This is a genomic window from Pseudoalteromonas sp. K222D, from assembly GCF_017653575.1.
Lineage (GTDB): Bacteria > Pseudomonadota > Gammaproteobacteria > Enterobacterales > Alteromonadaceae > Pseudoalteromonas > Pseudoalteromonas nigrifaciens.
On record NZ_JAGGDL010000046.1, the window covers coordinates 1 to 26,781 of the forward strand.

Genomic DNA, 26,781 nt, shown 5'->3' on the forward strand with positions numbered 1-26,781 from the left:
TTTTACCGACCTAATGCCGTGGAATGTGCAGCTAGACTTCGATTATAGCTAAGCGCACTGCTTAAATGCGCGCTTACGATAAAAGGATGTTTGTTATGAAAATGAATAAAACGTTATTAGCTCTTGCTTTGCTTTCTAGTGCTTTTTCAGTAAATTTACTGGCTGCTGATATTGAAGCAGGTGTTGTGAAAAATGTTGTAGACCACTCTGCTTTAATACAGAATGATACACTATATTTTTCACCTTCAGATTTGCAAGGCATTGAAGTTGAAGCTCCAAAGCTAGCCACAAGTGTCAGTACAAGAGCTGCCGCACAAGGAATTACTTATTTCGAAATTGGAGCCGTACAATCGGTTACCTATCCTAATATAGACCCTGTATCAGCTAATCAGTTCTCAACCACTCAAAATCATGGCGGTGGCCAAGTTAGAGTTTATGTATTTCAGTTCGGTTACGGTAATACAAACAACGCAACGTTTGCAGGTTCTAGTGTATCTGCCACATCTAGCACTCCTAGATGTGGAGCAAACCTAAGTACTTGTAGTGCAGGCCAAACAGTTACTGGATTCCTCCATCAATTCGATTTTTTTGGCGCATCAAATATAAGTGGTACTGTTAATGTTTCAGCAAATTCGATAGCATCACCATTTGGTTTTTGGAGTGATTCTGTTTTCGTTCAATAGTTAACACACAAGAATTAGAGCACAACCCATGTTCACAATGACACACGAACATGGGTATTTAACCAATAAGTTTTACAATATCAAACACTCTAGACTTAGCTTCAATTGCATTTCTCATTTGAGCTGACCCGTCACTATGTAATTTTAGGCTTTCCAATTCCTTAGTCACGTGAGCTACATAATTAACTTTTTCATCTAAATTAAAATCAATACTTGGTGGTGTATACATATCAAGCATTTGACCGCTAGAAATTAACTTATTGTCATAAAGCTCTTTAGCCATTCCCATTACTTCATTTCCAGAAATATTGGTCATATCGTATTTATTTGCAATTTCTTGCCATTTAGCTTCAGCATTGCGACCGGCAGAGCTGATTGAAACGGTGTCTGTTTCGGTTTTCTTGGTTGTGTTAGTAGCCTGTCCATCATTTATTTTTGTGCTTAACGCGCTATGTTGGGCTGACTCAGCATGATTAACATACGGTGTATTAGTAATTTGCATATTTGCTCCCTTATTAAATATTGCAACGACAATGCTTATATCAGAGCAAGTAGCAGGCCAACAAATCGAAACCTGTTATTTGCAACAGGTTTTTTAGAAGTATTAATACTAATCTCACAAACTAAGTGATCATTTATATGGGTTAAAACCACTAACTACTGCGTTATTTATTTAATAATTAGAACAGCTAGTTATGTAAAAAAGCCTTGTGTTTAATGATTTTCCTCCGCCTAAAATAGATCACTTAATTAATGAAAGTGGTATAAGCACGAAAGTACACATCGAGGTAGAAATGTCAGTGATTTTAGCCAACAGAAGCGGCAAATGGGAAATAGTATGGTTTAATAACGGCAAACTATTGCCGATTAAATAAGGGGATAATTAAGTATTCATTTAAATCTCGAATGAATGAGATCTAGCCTAGCTAGATAATTTTGTTGCTTCAGTTGATACTTTTTCAAATACATCATTCAATATTCTATAAATCGTAGCCGAACCCAAGTCATAATCTTTTGCCAATTGACCAATGGGTACACCTTCTTTCCTTTTATTATAAATTTCTAAATCTATTTCATCGGTTCTTTTTGTTGGTCGACCAAATTTAACGCCGTGCTCTTTAGCTTTAGCAATACCCTCTAGTTGCCGCTCAGAGCGTAAATCAGTTTCAAATTCGGCAATGGCTGCTAACATGTTAAACATTAACCTTCCAGTGGGAGTAGATGTATCAATTGCTTGGTCAATTACTACTAGATCAATATTTTCTGCCTGAAAGCGCTCCGCAACTTGTGATAAGTGAATAACGGAACGCGCAAGACGGTCTAATCTGGTGATAACAAAAGTGTCCCCTTCCCGAAGATAATTCATGCACTTTTGAAACTCTGGTCGAGCCGCTGTTTTACCACTTTGCTTTTCATGATAAATTTTATCGCAGCCAACTTGATTTAACTTATCAAGTTGCACTTCTAAACTTTGACCTGTTGAGCTTACTCTCGCGTATCCAATTTTTGACATTTTTTTATCGTATACTTTAAGATGTTTTGATAAAAACATTATGAGAGTGCTTTTGATAATAGTCAAATATAGTTATCATAAAGTATACATTTTGATAAGGATATTTGATTTTTTTAATCGGCGCTACCAAGTGCTTCAATGCCATTTAGTAAACCGAGTAAATCAATTTCTTTACGATCTTTATTAAAAGCATATTCCCCATTCAAATTAATATGCTGCCAAGCGACAGGTGATAACCTTGAAATAATATCAACTACGTCTTGCCTACCATTTTTTTCTTGAATTTGTAAAAATGCCGATAAGAGTGCTGAATTATAATAAATAATGCAGTTTGAAATGAGCCGAGCACAATCATTCCATTGTGACACTTGGTAATCATTGCCACCTCGAAACTTATTGCCATTAACTGAAGTAATAGCACGTTTTAATTGGTGATATGCTTCACCCCTGTTTAGTGCTTGCTGTACATAATGGCGCAGAGTGGAATTATCGACATACTCCAAAACATAAATAGATTTAATTAAACGGTCGTACTCATGAAGTGCTGCCAATGTACGGCTCTTGCCGTTACTTAACTTTCTAATGATAGTATTTTGAGTCGTTGTTTTTCGGCTCAATGAACATACGATATGCTGAATTTCGTCCCACTCTTCAGTGATAAGTTTATGGTTAATTTCTTTTATCAATTGAATACGGCCACCGTTCTCTTCAGACACTTCAAATAAATTAAAAAACACTTTTTTCATTTTTGCGTATCGAGGAGCAAACGTATAACCAAAAAAATCTAGAATGGCGAAGTTGACATTGTTGGTACCATGCGTATCGGTCGATAAAGTATTTGGCTGTATGTCTGATGAATTATTGTAAAGCAAATCGAAAGCAAAGTGACCTTCGTACTCATTAGCTCCAATCACTTGCGTACTTACTGGCACATGGTTTGAAACCAATGTGAGTGCAGAAACCCCTTTGCCTTTTGAAAAGTATTTAGATGAATAACGCGCTTTAAAGGTATTAATTCGGCACTCAAATTTTTGACCGTCAATACTTGAAAATAGCTGGTTATCGTCCACATGGTAGTAAGCAAATATAGGCAAGGTTGCGATAGCATTAGAAATATTATCATTCGATTGAGTCAGCGTTTCATATCGAATATAACTATCATCTACACTGCGTAATTTCCCCATTGAACGGTCGGAGATATTGGCCATTTTATAGAGGCCGTAATTCGTGCCGTTTGCCAAAATACAAGCAATGAGATCTTCTTTATCTACCGGTGATTTTTCTTTTGTTGCTGATATATGGGTAAACGAATTTAAGTAACCAGTCTTTTGGTCAACAAACAACATGAGTTCAACAATACCCATGTGCTGTATTTGATTATAAAGTGGATTTTCAATGGTTTGTTGCCAACGGTTGTTAGGAATTGACCACTTGAGTTCGGCCTTACCAGGAATAAACTCAACGTACTTATTATCGCCACTAAAGATATGTTCACTTGCTTTCTTTAGCTTAGATTCTAATTGTTGGCTCTTATCGGTTAGCGTTTGATTAATGGGCGTAACTAACTTATCAAGGCCAGTATTTTCAATGATTTCAGCCTTGTGCTTCCATTCTTTAGGTTGAATTAAATCTGACGTTAAACTCCGATTATTAACGCTTTCTTTCACTGTTAAGCTATTACTTTGAAATAATTGCTCGGCTTTACGGTAAAGGAAATACTCAAAGCGATTAGCAATTAACTTGATATTATCACCTTCAATATATTCACGTTCACTTTTAGATACCACATCGAGATTAATTGTTTTTATTGTTTTGAATGCGGTTAATTCTTCGTGAGCCTTGATGTATTGTTCACGCAATTCGTCTTTAAGATGAATGAATTCAATATCAATAGACATAAAAAGTGATCGGATAAGCTTTTTAATTTTACTGGATTGTTTATCGATGAATTGCCATTCGTACTGACGGCCATCAAAGTCATTATTATCTAAATGATCACTTAATAGCTTAATGCTATCGGCAGGAATTAGTTTAAAAGCTTTCTTACGCACATCACCAAAACTAAGACCATCGTCCATTTCAGCATCAATAAAATACTTCAATAAACTGCCCGCAGATTTTAATTTAGTTCTAACAATGTTTACATCTTCTACAATACGTTGTTTTGCATAGCCCTTGGCTGATTCTGTTAACTTTCTGATCATATAGATAAAAGCAGAAACTAAATTGTCATTGGTTTCTCGGTACCTAAAAAATAAGTAACAAACAAGATATAAAATAGTTTGGCTGTCATCGTGTCTTCTGAGTTTATAAACTGTCTTGTGTTTAACTAATGACGCATAGTATTCAAGGTTTTTAGGGGATAATTTGAGTTCAGCAATAAGCACTTTAATTTCAGGGTAAAGTAAACGTATAGTTTTATGTGTCTTCAACTCTTGTGCTATTTGACTAGCCGAAAAATCTTTAGCCATTCTTTTCAATTTGGCTAGGTCAGTAAAGGTACTATTTGATTCAAGTAATTTAAGTAATATGGCTTTTGTGGATTGAGTTAAATTTTCAGTGAGAATATGCTCAATACGGCTTCGTTCATTTGATAAAACGGTTGAGATAGTGTCTTGTAGTGTTGTATAACCAGCAAGCGCTATTCTGTTTTGACCAAAATAAGCAATACACTCATCGAAAACATACCTAGGCTCTAAGTTTATTTTTACGACATCATTGAGTCTTTTAAGAAGTAGTTCTTTATCTACTTTACTATGATAATTTGAAAAGCCAGTATAGCTAAGTAACTTTTTGAACAACTTTGTTTTTGTTGTTCGAGGTAAGTCAGTCAACATCATATCTTTACCATTAAAGTATTTAGTTCTGACATAATCAAGATCAACAACAACGTCTTCAAATGAAAAATTAAAAATGATAGGCCGCGATCTAAAGTAGCCTAATAGCAGAATAAAATATACTCTGGTTTCTAATCGTCTTAGCTCATTAACCAGTTTTTGGGTTTCACTATCCAATGAAAAATAGTCTTCTCTGTCTGTATGATTAAAGTTAGGAAGAGCGTAAAGTTCGTTTATTTCAGACGATGTAAGTATTTGAATACGTTTAGTGGTTGGGTTAGTGATGATAATTGACCTTTATAGTTATTTTACACCATCATAACTTATGAATGGCCAATAAATAACCTTAAGGTTCATTTCGAGGGGATGGGCACAAAACCCCACTTTGGGATACTTAAAATGTTTAGCTTGTGAGAACTGAATATACATTTATTAGTACCGGGCAGGGCAAACCATTTTGAGTTGCTCTGTAGCTTAACTAATTAAGAAGCAAGTAGTGTTAATTAGCGCCGATCTCAACATTCATACTAATAGCAACTTAATACATTGCAGATATAAGCTTTACGACTTGTATTATGGTTGGGGGAAATACAATACGTTATCATGTCTATTTATACTGCTGCATAATAGCTGCAAAGCGTAAAGATTATACATATTACAATAAATTTTAACCTCAGTAGTAACTACCACTATCCACATTTTTATAAAAACTTAGTACAGAACCAAAAGAAGTCTTTGTATTTTAACCTTAACCAGGGAGAGCTTTAGCCTAATAAACCCACTGTTTATAAACATCTAGTATATGTTGCGGTGGCAAATAAAACTCGCCTTAGCATGTATTTTTAAAAGTGCATAGTTATTGGTCAATTATTGTTTATATTAACTGTAAAGTTAAGAATACACATGGTGCAATTTAAGTATGATGTGTTCCCTGCTCGACCTGTTATAATAATTAACTCAGATTGAATGTAGATCAACAACTAAAAAGTAACCATGATTAATCTTAACTTTATGTTTTTAATCAGTTATATTCTTTCTATTTATCATTTTATATTTGCGCTAAGGGCCCAACATATATGGCTAAATATATTAATTACCTAACCCATAACTAAATAATTAGTAAATAGTGAATTTAGTCCTTGAACAAACAGCCCTGCATACGTTAATTTCGTTGTATCAGGTAAATAGGAATGAGGAATGAATATGCAAACGTGGAACCCAAATAGCTGGAGAGAACTGCCAATATTGCAGCAGCCAAACTACCCAGATCAAGAATCACTTAAATCAGTAGAAGCGCAATTAAAGAGTGCTCCGCCTTTAGTATTCGCTGAAGAGACCAGAAGTTTATTTAAGCAGCTAGAAGATGTATGCGAAGGGCGCGCTTTTTTACTACAAGGTGGTGATTGTGCTGAGTCGTTTAGTGACTTTAATGCCGCTAACATTCGCGATACTTTTAAAACAATTTTACAAATGGCCGTGGTATTAACTTACGGCGGTAAATGCCCAGTAGTTAAAATAGCGCGTATGGCAGGGCAGTATGCAAAACCACGTTCAGCAGATTTAGAAACGATTGATGGCGTATCACTACCGTCATACCGTGGCGACATTGTTAACAATTTTGAGTTTACCGAACAAGCGCGTATTCCAGATCCACAACGCCTAATGACAGCGTATCATCACAGTGCCGCTACGTTAAACTTACTGCGTGCATTTGCACAAGGTGGCCTTGCTGACTTACACCAAGTAAACCGTTGGAATATGGGCTTTGTTGCGGCCAATCCACAAAAAGAAAAGTATCAACAGCTAGCTGATAAAATTCAAGATGCGCTTGAGTTTATGGAAGTGTGTGGTATTAATTCTACTATTGCACCAAGCTTAAAAGAAACCGATTTATACACCTCTCACGAGGCGCTATTACTAGGCTACGAAGAAGCACTAACTCGCCGTGACCACTTATCTGGCGATTGGTATGATTGTTCTGCGCACTTTGTATGGATTGGCGAGCGTACGCGTCAGCTAGACCACGCGCATATTGAATTTTTTAAAGGAATTAAAAACCCAATTGGGGTTAAAGTTGGCCCAGGTATGGACCCAGATGATTTAATACGCTTAATTGATGCATTAAACCCAGATAACATTCCAGGTCGATTAACATTAATTACCCGTATGGGCGCAGATATACTCCCTGAAAAACTGCCGGTATTGGTACGCAAAGTACAACAAGAAGGCCGTAAAGTAATTTGGAGTTCTGATCCAATGCACGGTAACACCGAAAAGGCGAGTTCAGGATACAAAACACGTAGCTTTGATAACATCATGCGTGAGATCAGCCAGTTTTTTGCAGTGCATAAAGCCGAGGGCAGCTATGCAGGCGGCGTGCATTTAGAAATGACAGGCCAACATGTTACTGAGTGTACTGGCGGTGCGTACGGACTGTCTGACGACGATTTAGCACAGCGCTATAAAACCCAGTGCGACCCACGTTTAAATGCCGATCAAGTATTAGAGTTAGGCTTTTTAGTTGCCGATTTATTAAAAGACGCACGTAAATAAATAAAATGACTACCCTAAATACAAACGCCGCTAATTAAGCGGCGTTTTTTATATTTTTTAGTTAAGTTAACCGCTAAGTAAGTTAGTACTTACGGCGCTCAAGATCGGTATCAGATATAATCTTCGCTGATATTTCTTCAACTGAGTGATGAGTAGAGTTTAAAAATGGAATTCTACTACGCTTATACAGCATTTCTACTTCGCGCACTTCAATACGACATTGACGAATAGAAGCGTATTTAGAATTAGCCATACGCCTATCTCTGATGGCAGCAAGGCGCTCAGGATCAATAGTTAAGCCAAATAATTTATGTTTAAAAGGTATTAAGCATTTAGGCAAGCCTTCAGTTTCAAGGTCGTCTTCGGTGATTGGGTAGTTAGCGGCTTTAATACCATATTGTAGTGCTAAATATAAACTCGTTGGGGTTTTACCACTGCGGCTCACACCAATTAAAATAATATCGGCCTCTCCATAGTTTTTTATATTACCGCCATCATCATTCATCAGCGCGTAGTTAACCGCATCAATTCTAAAATCATAGCTTTTTTCATGAATAGAGTGAGTTCGATGAATTTTTGGTACTGGCGCCACATTTAGTTCTTTTTCTATTTTTTCGCTATAGGTTGTCAAAAAGTCATAACACACTGCATTAGCAGAGCTAATAATTTCAGTTAAGTTGTAATTTACAAAGGTAAAAAATATTAAAGGCTTTTCACCGTCTCTTTTAGCCGTTGCATTAATTAACTCTTTAATTTGATGCGCTTTCTCTTCTGTTTCTACAAAGGGAATGGTTTTATGATTAAATTCAACAGGGAACAGTGACAAAGTAGCATGTCCAAAAACCTCAGAAGTAATTGCTGTGCCATCTGAAATATAAAAAGCAGTTCTCATAAATCCTCTTTTTTATTACTTTTAATTTTAAAATTAAGTTTCTCACGGTTTACGTGAGGACTGTTGCCAGTGTAGAATGGGTGTGACCTTTATAAAAGGTTTTCTTTCTTAACTCTCACAGTTATATCGATTGTATTAAGTAAATAGTCAATTATAGCGATAGGAAGCGCTTTATTAGCAACATAAAAATTAACAGGTAGTTGTTCTACATGAAAATTTTTAACTTGTTAATACAATGTCTAACTCGCTAAAATGATTAAATGTTAATTAGTTGGTATTTAGTACTACAATTTGTTTTTTTGGAGAAAGATCCGTGCAAGAATACGTTCTCTGGTATCAAGAGCTTGGTATGCAAGATGTTCCTCGTGTTGGCGGTAAAAACGCTTCACTTGGCGAAATGATTTCAAACCTAGCAAACGCAGGTGTACAAGTGCCGGGTGGTTTTGCAACTACCGCTGATGCTTTTAATGAGTTTTTAGATCAATCAGGACTCACCGCAAAAATTCACGACATTCTAGATACACTTGATGTTGAAGATGTGAATACACTCGCTAAAGTCGGTGCCGATATCCGCCAATGGATAATCGATACACCATTCCAACCTAATCTAGATAAAGCCATTCGCGAAGCATACAGCCAACTCCACGGCGACACAGCAGCCGATGTTTCATTTGCAGTACGTTCATCCGCTACTGCTGAAGACATGCCAGACGCATCATTCGCAGGCCAGCAAGAAACTTTCCTAAACGTTGTTGGTATCGACTCAGTAATGGTCGCTATTAAACACGTATTTGCTTCATTATTTAACGACCGCGCTATCTCTTACCGTGTTCATCAAGGGTACGATCACCGTGGTGTTGCACTGTCTGCTGGTATACAACGCATGGTTCGTTCAGATAAGTCAGCATCTGGCGTTATGTTTAGTATTGATACCGAGTCTGGTTTTGAAGATGTTGTATTTATCACATCAAGCTACGGGCTAGGAGAAATGGTTGTACAGGGCGCAGTAAACCCTGATGAATTTTATGTTCATAAACCAACATTACTTAAAAACAAACCTTCAGTAGTACGTCGTAACATTGGCTCTAAAGCCATTCAAATGATTTACTCAAAAGACAAAGCACATGGTAAGCAAGTAGACATCGTTGATGTTGCCCCTGAGCTTTCAAATAAATTTTCGATTACAGATGAAGAAGTGCAAGAACTTGCCAAGCAAGCTGTAATCATCGAAAAACATTACGGTCGTCCAATGGACATCGAATGGGCAAAAGACGGTAACGACGGCAAACTATATATAGTTCAAGCTCGTCCAGAAACGGTTCGCTCAAACGAAGATGCCAACGTAATGGAACGTTTTCAATTAAATGGCACCAGCAAGGTTGTTGTTGAAGGCCGTGCAATTGGTCATAAAATTGGTAGCGGTGTTGTTCGTGTTCTTAACTCAATCAAAGAGATGGATCAGGTTCAAGTAGGCGACATTTTAGTTACCGACATGACCGACCCAGATTGGGAACCAATCATGAAACGTGCAGCAGCGATTGTTACAAATCGTGGTGGCCGTACTTGTCATGCTGCAATTATTGCACGTGAACTTGGTATTCCAGCCGTTGTTGGTTGTGGTAACGCAACTGATTTAATTACAGCTGGTCAAGAAGTTACCGTATCATGTGCCGAAGGCGATACAGGTTTCATCTACGAAGGTATTTTAGACTTTGAAGTACTTACTTCACGTGTTGACGAAATGCCTGAGCTACCAATTAAAGTAATGATGAACGTAGGTAATCCAGATCGTGCATTCGATTTTGCTCGTTTACCACATTCAGGTGTTGGCCTAGCCCGTGTTGAATTTATTATCAACCGTATGATTGGCGTTCACCCTAAAGCACTACTTAATTTTGATGCACAAACTGATGCATTAAAAGCAGAGATAACCGACATGATGGCCGGTTATGAATCTCCAGTAGAGTTTTATATCTCTAAATTGGTTGAAGGTATTTCTACTCTGGCGTGTGCATTTGCACCAGAGCGTGTAATTGTTCGCATGTCTGATTTTAAATCAAACGAGTACGCAAACTTAGTTGGCGGCCAACAATACGAACCGGAAGAAGAAAACCCTATGATAGGTTTTCGTGGCGCCGCTCGTTATGTGTCAGAAGCTTTCCGCGACTGTTTTGCTCTAGAGTGTGAAGCAATTAAACGCGTAAGAAACGGCATGGACATGACCAATATCGAAATCATGATCCCATTCGTACGTACCGTTGAAGAAGGTAAACGTGTTATTGAACTACTTGAAGAGCATGGCCTTAAACGTGGCGATAATGGTCTAAAAGTAATTATGATGTGTGAACTGCCTTCAAACGCACTATTAGCTGAAGAGTTTTTAGAGCATTTTGATGGTTTTTCTATCGGTTCAAACGACTTAACTCAGCTAACGCTTGGTTTAGATCGTGACTCAGGTTTAATCGCACATCTATTTGATGAACGCGACCCTGCAATCAAAAAGCTACTTTCTATGGCAATTAAAACAGCTAAAGAAAAAGGCAAGTATGTAGGTATTTGTGGTCAAGGTCCTTCTGATCATGAAGACTTTGCAGCATGGTTAGTAGAGCAGGGTATCGACTCTGTTTCATTAAATCCAGATACAGTACTAGAAACATGGTTATACTTAGCTGAAAAACTAGCTAAATAATTACTTTGTTTAATAAAAATGCCAGCTTTTGCTGGCATTTTTGTTTGTGTAATTTAAAACAAAGTTTTAACGAGCTAATTTTTTATCTAAATATCTGCACGATTTAGTTAACGCTTTTTGACAAAGCCCCAAATAATGCCTTGCTTTTGGGTAGTCAAAAGAAAAACACAATAACCCTGCCATAAAAAATATTAAGGATGGTCCAGGTACAATCGCAAAAAATAAACCCAGTAACATGCACAATACACCGGCTAAAAGTAATAGTATTTTTTTCATAGTTAAAGCCCCCTAGTAACTGTTAACTTGAGTATAATTGCAGTGCGAATAAAATCGATTAAAAGTGTGTTACAAACTGTAAAATCTTCAATTTCTATTACCCCGCAGCATGATATAATTAATCAAATGCCTTAAAATATCGCCGTCATGATAGCAACTATTACACAGCAAGATGCCGCGACAGAAGTTGTCGCAAATTACTTAAGTACCATTAAAAATCAAGGGTTTACTGGAGACACTGACGCAAGTTATGCAACCCGCATAACAGCTTCAACCGATAACAGTATTTACCAAGAGCTACCGCAAGGTGTTATCTTTCCTAAAACCGAAAAAGATATTCAACTTGCGTTGCAAACAGCATCTCGCGACCCCTTTTTATCGTTAACATTTGGTCCGCGCGGCGGCGGCACTGGGACTAACGGGCAATCATTAACCCCTGGCATTATTGTCGATTTATCACGATACATGCGTGAAATACTCGAAATAAACACACAAGAAGGCTGGGTGCGTGTACAAACTGGGGTAATAAAAGATCAGCTTAATGACTTTTTAAAACCTTATGGGTTTTTCTTTTCACCCGACTTATCTACCAGTAATAGAGCAACCATTGGCGGTATGATCAGCACTGATGCTTCGGGTCAAGGCTCGCTAGTTTACGGTAAAACGAGTGACCATGTTTTAGGGCTAACAACTTATTTGGTCGATGGCACACCTATGTGTACTGCAGCTATTGATACAGAGAAAGCAAAGGTAATCGCAGAGCAAGACACATTAGTTGGTCATTTATACAAAACCGTTTTAGCTATCGCACTAAATGAGCGCGAAGCTGTATTAGCTAAATTCCCTAGATTAAACCGCTTTTTAACCGGATACGACCTAGAGCATGTGCTAAGTGATGACTTACAAACTTTTGATATGAGCCGCTTAATTACCGGCTCTGAAGGATCATTAGGTATAGTTACCGAGGCTAAATTAAAGCTAACCCCCATTGCTGAATTTAAAACTTTAATTAATATTAAGTATGATAGTTTTGATTCTGCACTACGTCATTCACCATTTTTGGTAGCTGCGAGAGCAACCTCAGTTGAAACTGTCGATAGCAAAGTTTTAAACTTAGCACGCCAAGATATTATTTGGCATTCAGTATCGGACTTAATAACCGACATTCCTAATAAAGATATGCAAGGGCTCAACATGGTTGAGTTTAATGCTGTATCACCAGAGGATATAAAAGACAAAGTAGACACTTTGTGCAAACTATTAGATCAGTGCGTGGCACAGCAAACTAATGGTGTTATTGGTTACCAGCTAACCAGTAATAAAAGTGATATTTTAAAAATTTACGCCATGCGTAAAAAGTCAGTCGGGCTTTTAGGTAACGTAAAAGGCAGTCAGAAACCACTCGCTTTTGCAGAAGACACCGCGGTACCACCAGAAAACTTAGCTGATTATATAGTAGAGTTTAGAGCATTACTCGACAGCCATAATTTACAATATGGAATGTTTGGCCATGTTGACGCTGGCGTTTTACATGTTAGGCCTGCGCTCGATATGTGCGACCCAGAACAAGAAAAACTATTGCGTGTTATTTCAGATGAAGTGGTAAAACTCACCGCTAAATACGGTGGTTTAATGTGGGGCGAACACGGTAAAGGGTATCGTAGCGAATATGGCCCAGCGTTTTTTGGCGACCATTTATTTACTCAGTTACGTAAAATAAAAACTGCATTTGATCCAAATAACCGAATAAACCCGGGTAAAATATGTACACCTATCGATAGTGAAGACTCACTAGTAAGTGTTGATGGACAAAAACGTTCATGGTTCGATAAACAAATATCTATTGATGTAAAAACAAGTTTTAATAATGCCATGACTTGTAACGGTAACGGAATATGCTTTAACTACGATGAAAACTCACCAATGTGTCCGTCGTATAAAGTAACCGGCGATCGCCGACATTCACCTAAAGGCCGCGCAAGTTTAATGCGCGAATGGTTGCGCCTGCAAGAAGCAAAAAATGTAGATTTACTTGAGGTCGAAAAGCAACTTAATAAAGGCGAAGTAATTACCTGGTGGGAACGTTTTGTTCACAGCCGTGAAAAAAACAAAGGCATTTACGACTTTTCTCACGAAGTTAAAGCTTCGATGGACGAGTGCTTAGCCTGTAAAGCATGTACTACTGCTTGCCCAATTAAAGTAGATGTACCTACTTTTCGTTCGCGTTTTTTAAATTATTATCATAGTTACTACGCACGTCCACTCAAAGATTACCTAGTGGGTAATATAGAAGTTAGTGCGCCATTAATGGCTAAATTTGCACGTATTATTAATCCTATAGTAAGTACAGACCTAGTTAGTAACATAATTAAAAAAAACGTGGGTTATGTAAATACACCACAATTAAGTATTCCCGCACTAACTAGTCGAGTAAACAAAGCTCATACTTTTAATTTTGAATTACTAAATAAATTAAGTGCTGAGCAACAAAACGAATATGTATTAATAGTACAAGACCCATTCACTAGTTTTTATGAAGCAGAATTAGTAGAGAGTTTTATTACGCTTATTACTCAGCTCGGCAAAAAGCCAATGTTATTACCTTTTAAACCCAATGGAAAACCACAACATGTAAAAGGGTTTTTGCATGAGTTTAAAGTAACAGCAAAAAACGCCGCGGAGTTTTTAAATAAACTTAACGATATTAATGCGCCACTGGTTGGTTTAGATGCTTCATTAGTTATGTGTTACCGCGATGAGTACAATACAATTTTAGAAAATAATCGTGGTGATTTCCATGTGCAACTTGCTCACGAGTGGTTACAAACTCAATCGTTTACGCAATTAAAAACAAAACAAAATACTAATACTGAATTTACTTTATTAAGCCACTGTACCGAAACTACCGCCTTACCAAAAGCTGCGAGTGTTTGGCAAAATATTTTTAGCGATATTGGCTTAACATTAAAAACAACCAGTACTGGTTGTTGCGGCATGGCGGGTACTTATGGTCATGAAGCACAAAACCAAAACAACTCGCGCGCACTATACGAAATGAGTTGGAAACCTATTGTAGATAAAAATAAACCCGAGCAACTGTTATCAACAGGATTTTCTTGTCGTAGCCAAGTTAAGCGATATGAAAAATTTAAACCTAAACATCCAATTGAGTTACTTGCACACCTACTTAGCAATTAAACTTTATTAGGCTGATTAAAAAATGCGTAACTTTATAAATAAAATTACGCATTTTTACTTTTTACTTTTTACTTTTTACTTTTTACTTTTTACTTTTTACTTTTTACTTTTTACTTTTTAGCAAAACTATCTGCAATTGGCTTAGTAGTTATACCATGAATAAATACACTAAATAAAATAGTGGTCATAGCAATAGTTGCAATCTGATATTTATTTTCTATTTGAGTATCAATTACCATTAACGTAAATACTATCGATGCGAGTCCTCTTGGTCCAAACCAAGCAAAAGTAAATCGCTCTTTTATATTCAGTGCAGTAAATTGCAGTGACAACATAACCGGAATTATTCTGATCAAAGTTGCATTAAGTAAAGCATAAATTATTATTTCAAAACTTAGTTTTGGTAAAACCAAATAGGCACTTACAAAACCAAATAAACACCAAATTAATAATGCGGCAAAATCGGCTATGTGCTCTGAGTCTTCAACAATTTCACAACGTATCGACTCTGGAGAATATCGGTCAAATAATAAACCTGCTACAAACACTGCAATAAAACCACTACTATGAAAATACTGTGTAATAGAAAATATCGCCATTGCAAAACCTACCAGCAAAAAAGGACTGGTTTTTTGTGCAAAATAATGGCGTTGCATAGCAAAGTTTAAAGTGGGAATAAATATCGCAACACTCGCAATTGCAATCAATAGCGCTATACCAAGTTCCCGAGTAAAAATAATCATAGTTTGTGAAGCGGTGATCCCAAGCTCTGGGTTGTTAGCTAATAACAAAAAAATTAGAAATACAGGTACACATAAACCATCATTTAAACCACTTTCAGTATTTATTCCTTCACGGATATTTTCGGGCACTTGTGTACTTTCTAATAGTCCTTTACTGAGTGCTGCATCGGTTGGTGTTAAAATAATTGCTAATAATGCAGCTTGAATAAGTGTTAACTCTGCAAATAAAAATAATGCAGTGCCAATACCTAACAACAAGGTAAGGGGTAGGGCAACAAATAATAATAAACTTGGATACTGATAACTGTGTTTTAAAACGCTTAGTTTTGTTTTTGTAGCATCAGTAAATAAAAACAAACTTAAAGTTAATTCAATTAAAGGTAATATATAAACTCCACCATTTTTTAATTGTTCAACTTCCTCAGGTATAAACCAAGCCAGTGCTATCCCTCCAATCACAAAAAACATTGGGCCAGTGATTTCGGTTCTTTCTAATTGCCGGATTGTTAATGAATAAATCAAAAACAAACTGCCAATAAAAGTAATGACTAAATATTCCATTATATTTTCCTTTTTAAACCAGATTTTGCACGTTCTTTTATATTTGTTTGAATATAAATTTGATCTGTAGTTGCTATTTTTGCGTGTCCTAAATCTTCAGATAAATGTTTGAGTGGTCGTGTTTGTGCATCGTGTGTTGCACCTGTATGTCTAAGCCAATGTGCGGTTGCTGCTTCAAGTTGTTCAGAGTCATCTTTAAAACCATCATCAAGTAAAGATTGCTGAGCTAAATCAAAACTTTGTTGTACCAAACGTCGTATTTGCCTAACTGTCATGCCACCTTGGCCACGAATTTTATGCACCAAAGGTTCAGATTCATCAACGCGTGGTAGGGCAGGTAAACCACGATAAAGTCGGTAGCGTTTTAAATATTCAACAAAATCATCGCTTAGAGTTACATCTCGTAATTTATTACCTTTACCCATAATACGCAAAAACCAAAAGCCATCGTTGTCTTGCCAAAAATGCGACATAACGGGCGACCATTGTGGCCGCTCTGACAATTCGGAGATCCGTAAATATAATCCTTTTAAACATGCCAGAGTAAATAAATTTCTTTCTAGATCAGGTTGTTGCTCACATAAGTCGCGCGTTACCCCAAACACATATTCCCATTGTATATCGCTTAGCGTATCGGGGATCTGTATTTGCGATTGAACCACTAAATAGGGACTATTCTTTTTTACTACAGGCACAAAATTGGCAAAGGTTTTTTCTTCTAAAATAGCAAATTTATAAAATACGTTAAGTGCAGTAAACATTGCCGATAATGTTTGTTGGCTAGCAATTGATTCTTTTTGGATGAAAGGGCGCCAATTTGTATTTAAACGACGAATACCTTGCTCGTCTTTATAACGCCATTGTACTGATGTTGAAGCCCAAGCTTTATCTGGTTCAACAACAAAATCTACATAACCTTCAATATCTTCGCGCTTTAAATCAAATACTGATTTTTCAGCCACTAACCATGCCCATAAATAAAAACGTTCAAGCTCACTTCTAAACCGACTATAGGTTGCTTCCGATTTGCGACCATAAACATATAAAAACTGGTATAAGAAGGTAAGATCTTGTTTTGATTCAGTTACAGTCAAGCCAACTTGCTGTATAAAGGTAGCTAGTTCTGGATATTCTGAATTTAAAGTATTATCTTCAAGATGAGCAATTTGATATCTCAATTGTTTTAACGTATCAACCAAAGCAACTAGCATAGTAATAAAATATTCAATAAAATAATAGACTTATAGATTAACTGTAAAGTCCGATACTGTCTAGTATTGGACATAAATAGATTCTATTATTTTGTAATTATATACTTGCTAGTTATAAATGTTATTTAAGGAAAATTCATGAAAAGATTTATTTTGCTAAGTATGGTCGTATTTACACTCGCGCTCACAGGTTGTGCAACAACAGGCAGCGCCTCACCAAGCGAAAAACGTGCATTAGTGCATAGCATGGAATCAAATACATTAAGTAAACTTTACGCGATAAAACCAGATGTTAAAAAGCAAATTGCTAACTCTGCAGGTTATGCTGTTTTTGATAATGCCAACGTCAATGTTGTTTTAGCTAGTTTTGGTGGTGGTTATGGTGTTATTAAAAATAACCTAACGGGTAAATCTACATACATGAATATGGGCGAAGCCGGTTTAGGCCTAGGTTTAGGTGTTAAAGACTTTAACGTTGTTATGGTTTTTCATAACCAAGCGGCACTAAACAGATTTATTGAACACGGTTGGGCATTTGGCGGAAACGCAGATGCAGCAGCTAAATATAAAGAAAAAGGCGGTGCATTAGTTGCCGAAGCAATAGCAGACCAAGTTACTGTGTATTCTTTGACCGAAAGCGGCCTTGCACTACAAGCAGTATTAAAAGGTACTAAGTTTTGGGTCGACTCCGAGCTTAATTAACCCCTAAATTACTCTCCTAAAAGCGAGCTGATTTGAATAATCATCCTCGCTTTCTTTTAAATAATCCAATTTAACATAACGTAATTTATGGGCTGTAATAACTATACAATAAATAAGTATAAGATCCAGATGCCCTGTATTATACAGAGCATCTGGATCTTAATTATAACTTTTATTAACTAAGAATAGTGTAAAGTAACGCAGCTAAAGTACCACCTATAGTCGGACCTAACACTGGAATCCATGAATAACTCCAATTACTATCTATCTTACCTTTGATCGGTAACAAAGCATGTACAATTCTAGGCCCTAAATCTCTAGCTGGATTTATTGCATATCCTGTTGTACCACCCAATGAAAGCCCAATTCCCCACACAACAAAAGCAACTGGAATTGCACCTATAGAGCCCAAACCAATTTTAGTCCCAGTACCATTGTCGATTTCAGCCGCCGAAAAATAAAATACACAAATCAATAAAACAAAAGTACCTACAATTTCACTAATTATATTTCTAAATGTATTTGGTATTGCTGGTGCTGTACAAAAGACTGCTCGTTTTAATTCTGCATCATCTGTAGCATCAAAGTGATCTTTATATATTACATAAACTAAAAAAGCTCCAATCATTGCACCAATAAATTGTGCAGCAATGTAAGCAGGGACTTCAGTCCAAGAAAATTTTTCAGCTACTGCTAAGCTAAGTGTTACAGCTGGGTTTAGATGTGCTCCACTATAAGGGCCAGCGACAACCACACCAATAAATACAGCAAGACCCCAAGCTGTAGTAACAGCCATCCACCCTCCTCCTTCACCTATTGTTTTTTTTAAAATATTATTAGCAACTACACCGCCTCCAATTAAAATTAAGAGGGCCGTTCCTAATATTTCTGCTATAAATGGTGTCATTTTATATTCCTTGCTAAAAGCTAAAATTAAATCTACCTTAATGAACATGTCTTTTTATAAGCGAATACTATCTACACTATGAAACTATTTTTGTTTAAATGTTGTAATTCAAAGTGCTTGATATCCTTAAAAGCATCTATAATGGTCACTAATAAAACTATCCTATTGAGCTTAGAGTTTATGATTGCGAGTTTTAATAACTTTACTTACATCCATAAACTCTAATCAAACAAGTTTGGTATGAATTTATATTTAAAGGTAAATTAGTAACTTATCCTTCACTTTGTACTTTTTTAACTGATTTACACCAGCCATCATAAAGCTCATCACGTTTTGTTTTGGTCATGCCAGGTTCGAATCGTCTTTCACAATTCCAATTAGTTGCCAATGACTCAAGCGATGAGAATACACCAGCCCTCAGCCCTGCAAGATAAGCTACACCTAAAGCAGTCGTTTCACTAATAGTTGAACGGTCAACCTCTGCACCTAAAACGTCTGACAAAAACTGCATAAGCCATCCATTTATGACCATACCACCATCAACTCTAAGTACCTGAGGCCTTACGCCGTCTGATTCCATAGCCTTTTGAAGATCTTTAGTTTGAAAACAAACAGACTGTAATCCTGCTGTTACTATCTCTTTAATACCCGTATCTCTAGTTAATCCAAATATAGCCCCACGAGCATTTGGATCCCAATATGGTGCACCCAAACCAGTAAATGCAGGAACCATATATATTCCATGATCTAGGGAGGTATTGATAGCGAGTAATTCTGTTTCATCTGCTTTTTCAATTAACTGTAAGCCATCTCTAAGCCATTGAATTGCTGCGCCAGCTATAAAAATACTGCCCTCTAATGCATAGGTTGGTTTGCCATTCAAACGATAGGCGACAGTACTAAGAAGTCTATTTTTAGATTGAAGAACTTGATCACCTGTATTAACCATCATAAAGCACCCTGTTCCATAGGTACTTTTAGCCATACCTGCTTGAAAGCATGTTTGGCCAAACAGTGCTGACTGTTGATCACCTGCCATACCTAAAATAGGCACTTCGTAACCTAAATATTTTTCACTCGCCATACCAAAGTCATCTGATGAATCCATTACTTCTGGTAGCATATTTAATGGAACATCAAGTAATTCAAGTAGTTCGGCATCCCATTCTTGCGTATGAATATTAAATAGCATAGTTCTCGATGCATTAGTTGCATCTGTGCGATGTTCTTTTCCGCCTGTCAACTTCCATAACAAATAAGTATCGACCGTACCAAAAATTAAATCACCATTTTCTGCTTTTTCACGAGCGCCTGGACAACTTTCTAAAATCCAATTTATTTTAGTCGCAGAAAAATACGGATCGATTAATAACCCCGTTTTTTGCATAATTAGTTCTTCTTTTCCTGCAAGCCTTAAACTATCGCATAGTTCTGTTGTACGCCTATCTTGCCAGACTATCGCATTATAAATGGGTTCACCGGTTACTTTATCCCAAACGATTGTAGTTTCGCGTTGATTAGTAATACCAATAGCAATAACTTTATCATGCTCAGGATCTAGGTTCTTCATAACAGCATTAATGGTATGAAGAACAGACTCCCATATGTCCTCAGGCTTATGCTCAACATAACCATCTTTTGGAAAATGTTGTTCAAATTCTTGTTGTTCTATATATGCAACTTTGCCATTTAAATCGAATAAAACACTGCGAGAGCTAGTCGTACCTTGATCAATTGAAAGGATATAATTATTCATTATTTTTTACACTTTAACATTCGGTTATTTTCGTTTTTGTACTATTACATGAATTAAATGTAACATACAACAAATATCAAACTTTTATATACAATTATTTAATGAAATAATTTCTATAAAATTCTCATTTACTTCTTTTTCACTTATAATAGTTTACTAATTAAAATTAAAATTATGCTAAATAAAAATGACCCAAGATCAGAGACACGAATCTATATTAAAACTATTAAAAGAAAGAGATTCCATTTCTATTGAAGAATTAGTTGAGCACTATAAAGTCACTCCACAGACGATAAGACGCGACCTTACCCATCTTGCAAAGTTAAACAAATTAAGGCGTCATCATGGAGGCGCTAGTGTAGTCTCAAGCATTCAAAATATGGCGTATCAAACTAGAAAAATCATGGATTTAGAAGCTAAACAAAAAATAGCGCAACATTTAGTTAGTATGATACCAAATGGTTCTTCTTTATTTATAAATATAGGAACAACGACTGAGACTATAGCTAAAGCACTTCTATCGCATGAAAACCTTAAAGTTGTAACTAACAATCTAAATGTTGCTGCTATATTAGGCGTTAAAAAGGATTTTTCAGTTCTTATAGCAGGAGGAGAAGTTAGACATAGAGATGGTGGTATTATTGGTGAAACAACTGAAGATTTTATCAATCAGTTTCGTATGGACTTCGGCATTATCGGCATAAGTGGGATAGAAGAAAATGGTTCTCTACTTGATTTCGATTATCGTGAAGTTCGTGTTGCTCAAGCAATCATCAAAAATTCACGTAAAGTTTTACTCGCCGCTGATAATTCAAAATTTGGTAGGTGCGCTATGGTTCGTTTAGGTAACATTAGTCAAGCAGATGACTTTATTACTGATGCTAAACCACCTAAGAGTATTCTAACCTTACTTTCCGAACATGACGTTAAGCTTCATATAGCACGATAGTAGTCAATCAAAACCATCTAATGCATACAGAACAATTCAAATAATTTCAAGTAGATACCATGAATTTCGTTGTTAATGTACTTAATAATTAAATAATAAATTGGTTAAATTAATATATAACTTTGTAATTCACCCCTCTATTTCACTCCTGTATACCAGAATTTATTTTCTTTTATGTATTTTAATGTTTGCAAATGTTCGCAAATAAGTGATACTTTTAAAAATGAACATAAAAGCAAATTAAAACCATGTATTACTCTTTAGTATTAATGTTATCGATAAGGCACCAATGAAAAACCTATATACACAATTAGAGCAGGATAACGTTCCAAAAACACTCACACTGCTGATCCAAAGCATAGTTGGTGCATGCACAGAAATAGCTACTCGTATTAATCATGGTGCATTATCTGATGTGCTTGGCTCATTGCCTGATCACAATGTACAAGGAGAGGTACAAAAGAAGTTAGATGTTATCGCTAATAATATTTTGATTGAATCTCTAAAAAAGAATAAGCAGGTTAGAGCTGTCGCATCTGAAGAAGTAGAAGACATTATATTATGTAATAGTTTTGGCAAATACCTTATTTGTTTCGACCCATTAGATGGTTCATCTAATACTGATGTAAATGGTTCATTAGGTACTATTTTTTCTATAACTTCAGCTTCTCCTGCCCAAACAGAAGTTAGTGAAGAAGACTTTTTTTCTACAGGAAGATCAATTATCGCTGCAGGCTATGTTCTATATGGCCCATCGCTTATGCTTGCCTTATCAACAGGTTCAGGAACACATATTTATACATTAGATCCCTCAAATAATAACTTTATGCTCACACATCCTAATTTAAACATTCCAGAAGATACGAATGAATTTTCATTTAATTTATCAAACCAATTTAAGTGGCCTGAAAATGTACAAAAATATATTGTTGATTTACAGCTTGGTACCGATGGTATCCGAAAGAAAAACTTTAATATGAGATGGTTGGGAGCCATGGTAGGTGATATGCATAGAATTCTATGTAAGGGAGGTATATTTGGGTACCCTGAAGAAAAAAACTTTAAATACGGTAAATTAAGATTACTTTATGAAGCAAACCCAATTGCATTTTTAGTAGAGCAAGCAAATGGTTTAGCAAGTAATGGGACTACTTCTATTTTAGACACTGTGCCTTCAAGTATACATCAACGGATCCCTGTATTTATTGGTTCTAAGAATGAAGTTCTACTTATAGAAAAGTATGCTTTAGGAAAATAAAAAACATACATTATTACTTTAAGAGTGACATCTGTATTTATATAGAAATTGTATCTAACTTTACTTTTGTTAAGAAACATATCTGCTTTCAATTATTTAAAGGTTAAAATCATGTCAATAAGACTTAACATGCTAGAAAAAATAAAAAATAGTCAAGGCTTTATAGCTGCACTAGATCAAAGTGGTGGGAGTTCACCAAAAGCTTTAGAGCAGTATGGTATCTCATCTAGTGAGATTTCATCTGATGAGGAGATGTTTAAATATATACATTCTATGAGAGCACGAATAATTTCAAGTAGTCCATTTAATTCACAAAAAATATTGGGCGCAATTCTATTTAAAGATACTTTAAATCGTTACATTGAAAATATTCCAACAGCTGAATATTTGTGGAAACATAAAGAAATTGTACCATTTTTAAAAATAGATGAAGGTTTAATGCCTGAATCTGACGGTGTACAGTTAATGAAACCCATTAAAAACCTTGGTTCAATACTAACGGTTGATACTAATTTTGTTTTTGGCACAAAAATGCGGTCTGTTATAAAACAAGCTAGTCGTATTGGTATCCAAAATGTTGTTAAACAGCAATTTGAAATTGCAAAAGAGGTAATAAATTCAGGGCTAATGCCTATTATTGAGCCTGAAGTTGATATTTATTGCGAAGAAAAGCAATCTGCAGAACTCATGTTGCATGATGTAATTATTGAAGAGCTGAATAACCTTGAAGATGGACAGCAAGTAATATTAAAACTCACGTTACCTGAAGTGCCTAATTTATATAAAGATCTTGCAACACACCCAAAAGTTTTAAAATTAGTTGCTCTATCTGGTGGTTACTCTATTACACAAGCCAATGAAAAGCTAAAAAGAAATACTGGTATTATTGCTAGTTTTTCAAGAGCATTATTGATTGGCCTACATCATGACATGTCTGATAAAAAGTTTGATGAAAAATTAAATAATTCTATAGAAGCCATTTATGAAGCTTCAATATATAAATTATAAGTAATCCAACTTTCATAAGCATAAAAACTTTATACGTAATCTTTTATAGCTCTAGCTTGTACGAAAATAACCTAACCAAGTAGATATAAAAGGCTAGTAATTAATAATAGGTAATCCAAAAAATGAGCCAACTGAGAAAGAATAATATAAAAAAACTTCCTCAAGATATATTCGATGTATTGATAATTGGAGGGGGTATTAATGGTGCAGTATCAGCTGCAGCATTAGCTGCAAAAGGCGCCAAAGTTGCATTAATCGATAAAGGAGATTTCGCTGGTTTCACTAGTTCAAACTCATCTAACTTGGCCTGGGGCGGCATAAAGTATTTAGAAAGCCATGAATATAACTTGGTAAATAAACTATGTAAAAGTAGAAACCATTTAATGCGCAGCTACCCATCGACAGTTAAAGAAATTCGTTTTTTTACCAGTATTCAAAAAGGCTTTAGATTCCCAGCTTTCTTTGTCTATTTAGGAACAATCGTCTATTGGTTTATGGGCCGATTTTTTACACAATCGCCTCGCTACCTTAATGCAAAAAAAATTAAATCATTAGAGCCAGTCGTCAACACTACAAATGTAGAAGCCGGTTTTGAGTATTCAGACAGCTTTTTATTAGACAACGATGCCCGGTTTGTTTTTAACTTTATTCGCTCTAGTATGAGCCATGGCTGTATCGGTGCTAACTATGTAAGTGCACAAGGCTCAAACCGTACAGATGATATTTGGACAACAAATGCAATGGACGAAATAACGAAAGAACAATTTTCGATACGTTCTAAAGTAATTATAAACGCCGCAGGCCCTTTTGTTGATCCTATTAATATTACTAACAGTCAAACTACAGCACATCACCATTTATTTTCAAAAGGTATTCACCTTATTGTTGATAAAATTACTAGCAGTAATAAAGTACTTACATTTTTTGCTGACGATGGCAGACTATTCTTCGTGATCCCTATGGGACCTAAAACTTGTATTGGTACAACTGATACACAAGTTGAAAGCCCACATTCGCATGTTACTGATGAAGATAGAAAGTTTGTGTTAGATAATGCGAACAAGTTACTAGAACTGGATAAACAGCTCACAAAAGACGATATAATAGCTGAACGATGTGGTGTAAGGCCATTAGCAATTAAAAAAGATGGTAATGGTAAGGCTGACTGGGTGCAATTATCGCGCAAACACGCAATCGACACTAACTATGAGAAAAAATACCTTTCTATATTTGGTGGGAAATTAACTGATTGTATCAATGTCGGTGATGAAGTTGCTGAGTTAATCAAAAAGCTTGGTATTAACCTTCCTTACGAGGATTACAAATGGTACGGCGAGCCTGACGATACTGTCAAAAATGAATTTATGCATCGTGCTAAGCTAATGAATTTAGACGGCTTAACTCCCAAAACATCTACTGAAGTACTCAGCAAACGCTTTTGGAGACGTTACGGAAGAAATGCAATTAACATGTTAGAAAAAATTCGAGAAGTTCCTGAAAAAGCTGAGCTTCTAATTAAAAATTCAGAGTATTTACGTGTTGAAATTGAACATGCTGCCGAACGAGAAATGGTAACTAAACTAAGTGATTTTTTACGTCGCCGCTCTAAAATATCACTGGTTGTACGTAAAGAAGATATCCTCTCTGATCCGGGGCTACAAGAGGTATGTCATATTCTATTTGGTGAAGAAAATGCGCAAGCCAGGCTTCAAGAATATATAGAGGAAATATCCCAATAACCCATCGATTCCGTGATTTTATTTAAATACACAGCAATCAAAACCAACCATAGGGCTAGTTTACATCACTATATAATCGCGATGTAAACTAGCCCTTTTATATAACAATAAATGCTTCATTGCATCAGCAAAATTGGCAATTTATTCAATTGGTATTATTTTAAAATTATTATATAACTTCTCATCAAACGCCTCTGCTAATCTTTCTGTTTCACTAAATACTGTATTCCAATATTTAATGCGTGTGTCGGCATCTAGATCGGTAAAATCATTTCTATCTGGAATTTTCCCGTAGGGTAAGCCTGCTATAAATTCTTTTGATGGCGTGATCATCACCACGTTATCGTAATTAAGTGGTGAGACTTTACGTTTTAAATTTTTATCGAACCATCCTGCTTTTGGATCGCTATTAAAGTGTGGATATAAAATGAGTTATCTAGCGTCAATTAACTTGGCCGGTTCCGCGTCAATTATCTTGGCCGGTTGACACCGAATTTTATTTGCTCTTATTGAGCGCTGTTTTGCGTCGGTAACTTTCACCTTCGCAATGAATAATCGTTGCGTGATGAACCAAGCGATCGATTGCCGCGACAGTCATCGTTGAATCATCAAATAGTTCATCCCATTGTTCGAATGATTTGTTTGATGTGATGATCATGCTGTGTCGCTCATAGCGATGGGCTATCAATTCAAACAGCACGCTCGTTTCCTGTTCAGTTTTTCGAACGTAACCAACGTCATCAACGATTAATAAGCTGTATTTATCGAGCTTTACAAGTTCGTCTTGCAAGCGTAAATGTCGCTTTGCTTGCTGGAGTTGTTGAACAATCGCTGACGCGGCAACAAACTTAACTTTATGGCCCTGCTCGATAAGGCCATAACCGATACTACTGGCGATATGCGTTTTACCAAGACCACTGGCGCCAAATAGCAATATATTGCCACCGTGCTTCAACCAATCCGGCTGATTTATTAAATCAGCAACAAGGGGCTTACTAACCCCATCAACAAGGGTAAAGTCGAAGCTGCTAAGGTGTTTACCCACTGGCAATTTTGCATCTTTTAAAAGCCGCTGAAGGCGTTTATCATCGCGTGTCGCAAGTTCAATATGGCACAGCTCAGATAAGTATTGCTGTGGGCTCCATTGTTCTTCTATCGCTTTTTTGCCCAGGGTATTCCACTGTTGAAGCATGGTGCTAAGCTTTAATTGTTTCAGCATTAAAGGTAAAGAGGCCGTGAAGTTATCCATGTAGACCTCCCGGTATCATGCTGCTATAAGCGCTCAAGCTGTGTTGCTTTATTGTTA

General features: G+C 36.2%; 19 protein-coding genes and 1 pseudogene. 9 read left to right on the forward strand and 11 right to left on the reverse strand.

The features are described from left to right. The first annotated feature begins 95 nt into the window (after positions 1-95). Positions 96-683: a DUF4879 domain-containing protein gene (locus tag J5X91_RS15920; RefSeq protein ID WP_244363909.1), complete on the forward strand. Its 588-nt coding sequence runs from the start codon at positions 96-98 to the stop codon at positions 681-683. 58 nt (positions 684-741) lie between these two features. On the opposite strand, the gene J5X91_RS15925 is transcribed toward J5X91_RS15920, so the two are convergent. The 3 genes from J5X91_RS15925 to J5X91_RS15935 all read right to left on the reverse strand — a co-directional run bounded on the left by J5X91_RS15925 (position 742) and on the right by J5X91_RS15935 (position 5,324). Continuing rightward, on the reverse strand, positions 742-1,185 hold the full coding sequence (locus J5X91_RS15925; protein WP_208835213.1) for a hypothetical protein: 444 nt from the start codon (positions 1,183-1,185) through the stop codon (positions 742-744). A 420-nt stretch (positions 1,186-1,605) separates the two neighbouring features. Then, positions 1,606-2,235: a recombinase family protein gene (locus tag J5X91_RS15930; protein WP_280117976.1), complete on the reverse strand. Its 630-nt coding sequence runs from the start codon at positions 2,233-2,235 to the stop codon at positions 1,606-1,608. Positions 2,236-2,309: 74 nt separating this feature from the next. Next, the gene (locus J5X91_RS15935) at positions 2,310-5,324 is read right to left on the reverse strand and encodes a Tn3 family transposase (RefSeq protein WP_348272536.1); all 3,015 of its coding nucleotides are present in this window, start codon (positions 5,322-5,324) and stop codon (positions 2,310-2,312) included. A 912-nt stretch (positions 5,325-6,236) separates the two neighbouring features. Between J5X91_RS15935 and J5X91_RS15940 the strand changes: the two genes are divergently transcribed. Next, a complete protein-coding gene (locus J5X91_RS15940) occupies positions 6,237-7,586 on the forward strand; it encodes a 3-deoxy-7-phosphoheptulonate synthase class II (RefSeq protein ID WP_208835225.1) in 1,350 nt (449 codons plus the stop codon). Between the two features lie 82 nt (positions 7,587-7,668). Here the strand turns inward: J5X91_RS15940 and J5X91_RS15945 are convergent, their stop codons facing one another. Then, positions 7,669-8,478, reverse strand: a complete 810-nt coding sequence (locus tag J5X91_RS15945; protein ID WP_208835215.1) for a pyruvate, water dikinase regulatory protein — start codon at positions 8,476-8,478, stop codon at positions 7,669-7,671. Positions 8,479-8,791: 313 nt separating this feature from the next. Between J5X91_RS15945 and ppsA the strand changes: the two genes are divergently transcribed. After that, positions 8,792-11,167: a phosphoenolpyruvate synthase gene (ppsA, locus tag J5X91_RS15950; protein WP_208835216.1), complete on the forward strand. Its 2,376-nt coding sequence runs from the start codon at positions 8,792-8,794 to the stop codon at positions 11,165-11,167. 66 nt (positions 11,168-11,233) lie between these two features. On the opposite strand, the gene J5X91_RS15955 is transcribed toward ppsA, so the two are convergent. Beyond that, positions 11,234-11,443 carry a PGPGW domain-containing protein gene (locus J5X91_RS15955; protein ID WP_041454951.1) on the reverse strand — a complete coding sequence of 70 codons (210 nt, stop codon included), beginning with the start codon at positions 11,441-11,443 and terminating at the stop codon, positions 11,234-11,236. 147 nt (positions 11,444-11,590) lie between these two features. Here J5X91_RS15955 and J5X91_RS15960 point away from each other — a divergent pair, with 147 nt between their 5' ends. Continuing rightward, positions 11,591-14,641, forward strand: a complete 3,051-nt coding sequence (locus tag J5X91_RS15960; RefSeq protein ID WP_208835217.1) for an FAD-binding and (Fe-S)-binding domain-containing protein — start codon at positions 11,591-11,593, stop codon at positions 14,639-14,641. Between the two features lie 110 nt (positions 14,642-14,751). Here the strand turns inward: J5X91_RS15960 and J5X91_RS15965 are convergent, their stop codons facing one another. Both J5X91_RS15965 and J5X91_RS15970 read right to left on the reverse strand, forming a co-directional pair. Further along, positions 14,752-15,945 (reverse strand): cation:proton antiporter, encoded by a 1,194-nt coding sequence (locus J5X91_RS15965; protein WP_208835218.1) that lies wholly within the window; start codon positions 15,943-15,945, stop codon positions 14,752-14,754. Continuing rightward, positions 15,945-17,156, reverse strand: coding sequence for a tyrosine-type recombinase/integrase (locus J5X91_RS15970; RefSeq protein ID WP_208835219.1), 1,212 nt, complete (start codon positions 17,154-17,156; stop codon positions 15,945-15,947). The genes J5X91_RS15965 and J5X91_RS15970 overlap by 1 nt, the downstream gene beginning before the upstream one ends. A gap of 138 nt (positions 17,157-17,294) precedes the next feature. Here J5X91_RS15970 and J5X91_RS15975 point away from each other — a divergent pair, with 138 nt between their 5' ends. Further along, positions 17,295-17,858: a YSC84-related protein gene (locus J5X91_RS15975; protein WP_011330176.1), complete on the forward strand. Its 564-nt coding sequence runs from the start codon at positions 17,295-17,297 to the stop codon at positions 17,856-17,858. Positions 17,859-18,033: 175 nt separating this feature from the next. On the opposite strand, the gene J5X91_RS15980 is transcribed toward J5X91_RS15975, so the two are convergent. Both J5X91_RS15980 and glpK read right to left on the reverse strand, forming a co-directional pair. Next, the gene (locus J5X91_RS15980) at positions 18,034-18,765 is read right to left on the reverse strand and encodes an MIP/aquaporin family protein (RefSeq protein ID WP_033103174.1); all 732 of its coding nucleotides are present in this window, start codon (positions 18,763-18,765) and stop codon (positions 18,034-18,036) included. A gap of 271 nt (positions 18,766-19,036) precedes the next feature. Further along, positions 19,037-20,521 carry a glycerol kinase GlpK gene (glpK, locus tag J5X91_RS15985; RefSeq protein ID WP_208835220.1) on the reverse strand — a complete coding sequence of 495 codons (1,485 nt, stop codon included), beginning with the start codon at positions 20,519-20,521 and terminating at the stop codon, positions 19,037-19,039. Positions 20,522-20,708: 187 nt separating this feature from the next. Between glpK and J5X91_RS15990 the strand changes: the two genes are divergently transcribed. The 4 genes from J5X91_RS15990 to J5X91_RS16005 all read left to right on the forward strand — a co-directional run bounded on the left by J5X91_RS15990 (position 20,709) and on the right by J5X91_RS16005 (position 25,475). Further along, complete coding sequence (locus J5X91_RS15990; RefSeq protein ID WP_011330173.1) at positions 20,709-21,470, forward strand: DeoR/GlpR family transcriptional regulator; 762 nt, start codon at positions 20,709-20,711, stop codon at positions 21,468-21,470. Positions 21,471-21,759: 289 nt separating this feature from the next. Then, a complete protein-coding gene (locus J5X91_RS15995) occupies positions 21,760-22,728 on the forward strand; it encodes a class 1 fructose-bisphosphatase (protein ID WP_208835221.1) in 969 nt (322 codons plus the stop codon). A 111-nt stretch (positions 22,729-22,839) separates the two neighbouring features. After that, positions 22,840-23,736 (forward strand): fructose bisphosphate aldolase, encoded by an 897-nt coding sequence (locus tag J5X91_RS16000; protein WP_008468085.1) that lies wholly within the window; start codon positions 22,840-22,842, stop codon positions 23,734-23,736. 122 nt (positions 23,737-23,858) lie between these two features. Continuing rightward, the gene (locus J5X91_RS16005; protein ID WP_008468086.1) at positions 23,859-25,475 is read left to right on the forward strand and encodes an FAD-dependent oxidoreductase; all 1,617 of its coding nucleotides are present in this window, start codon (positions 23,859-23,861) and stop codon (positions 25,473-25,475) included. 141 nt (positions 25,476-25,616) lie between these two features. Here the strand turns inward: J5X91_RS16005 and J5X91_RS16010 are convergent. Together J5X91_RS16010 and istB are read right to left on the reverse strand one after the other, a co-directional pair. Continuing rightward, positions 25,617-25,907 (reverse strand): annotated as a pseudogene (locus J5X91_RS16010) (patatin-like phospholipase family protein); the annotation flags it as partial. Positions 25,908-25,971: 64 nt separating this feature from the next. Beyond that, complete coding sequence (gene istB, locus J5X91_RS16015) at positions 25,972-26,724, reverse strand: IS21-like element helper ATPase IstB (protein ID WP_208835222.1); 753 nt, start codon at positions 26,722-26,724, stop codon at positions 25,972-25,974. Positions 26,725-26,781 lie beyond the last annotated feature (57 nt).

Excerpts from the sequence above, each read along its gene's own strand:
- glpK (WP_208835220.1), bottom strand. The coding sequence starts at position 20,521 with ATGAATAATTATATCCTTTCAATTGATCAAGGTACGACTAGCTCTCGC.
- J5X91_RS15975 (WP_011330176.1), top strand. The coding sequence starts at position 17,295 with ATGAAAAGATTTATTTTGCTAAGTATGGTCGTATTTACACTCGCGCTC.
- J5X91_RS15930 (WP_280117976.1), bottom strand. The coding sequence starts at position 2,235 with ATGTTTTTATCAAAACATCTTAAAGTATACGATAAAAAAATGTCAAAA.
- J5X91_RS15920 (WP_244363909.1), top strand. The coding sequence starts at position 96 with ATGAAAATGAATAAAACGTTATTAGCTCTTGCTTTGCTTTCTAGTGCT.
- J5X91_RS16005 (WP_008468086.1), top strand. The coding sequence starts at position 23,859 with ATGAGCCAACTGAGAAAGAATAATATAAAAAAACTTCCTCAAGATATA.
- J5X91_RS15965 (WP_208835218.1), bottom strand. The coding sequence starts at position 15,945 with ATGGAATATTTAGTCATTACTTTTATTGGCAGTTTGTTTTTGATTTAT.
- J5X91_RS15940 (WP_208835225.1), top strand. The coding sequence starts at position 6,237 with ATGCAAACGTGGAACCCAAATAGCTGGAGAGAACTGCCAATATTGCAG.
- J5X91_RS16000 (WP_008468085.1), top strand. The coding sequence starts at position 22,840 with ATGTCAATAAGACTTAACATGCTAGAAAAAATAAAAAATAGTCAAGGC.
- J5X91_RS15990 (WP_011330173.1), top strand. The coding sequence starts at position 20,709 with ATGACCCAAGATCAGAGACACGAATCTATATTAAAACTATTAAAAGAA.
- J5X91_RS15925 (WP_208835213.1), bottom strand. The coding sequence starts at position 1,185 with ATGCAAATTACTAATACACCGTATGTTAATCATGCTGAGTCAGCCCAA.
- J5X91_RS15955 (WP_041454951.1), bottom strand. The coding sequence starts at position 11,443 with ATGAAAAAAATACTATTACTTTTAGCCGGTGTATTGTGCATGTTACTG.
- J5X91_RS15995 (WP_208835221.1), top strand. The coding sequence starts at position 21,760 with ATGAAAAACCTATATACACAATTAGAGCAGGATAACGTTCCAAAAACA.
- J5X91_RS15960 (WP_208835217.1), top strand. The coding sequence starts at position 11,591 with ATGATAGCAACTATTACACAGCAAGATGCCGCGACAGAAGTTGTCGCA.
- J5X91_RS15945 (WP_208835215.1), bottom strand. The coding sequence starts at position 8,478 with ATGAGAACTGCTTTTTATATTTCAGATGGCACAGCAATTACTTCTGAG.
- J5X91_RS15980 (WP_033103174.1), bottom strand. The coding sequence starts at position 18,765 with ATGACACCATTTATAGCAGAAATATTAGGAACGGCCCTCTTAATTTTA.
- istB (WP_208835222.1), bottom strand. The coding sequence starts at position 26,724 with ATGGATAACTTCACGGCCTCTTTACCTTTAATGCTGAAACAATTAAAG.
- J5X91_RS15970 (WP_208835219.1), bottom strand. The coding sequence starts at position 17,156 with ATGCTAGTTGCTTTGGTTGATACGTTAAAACAATTGAGATATCAAATT.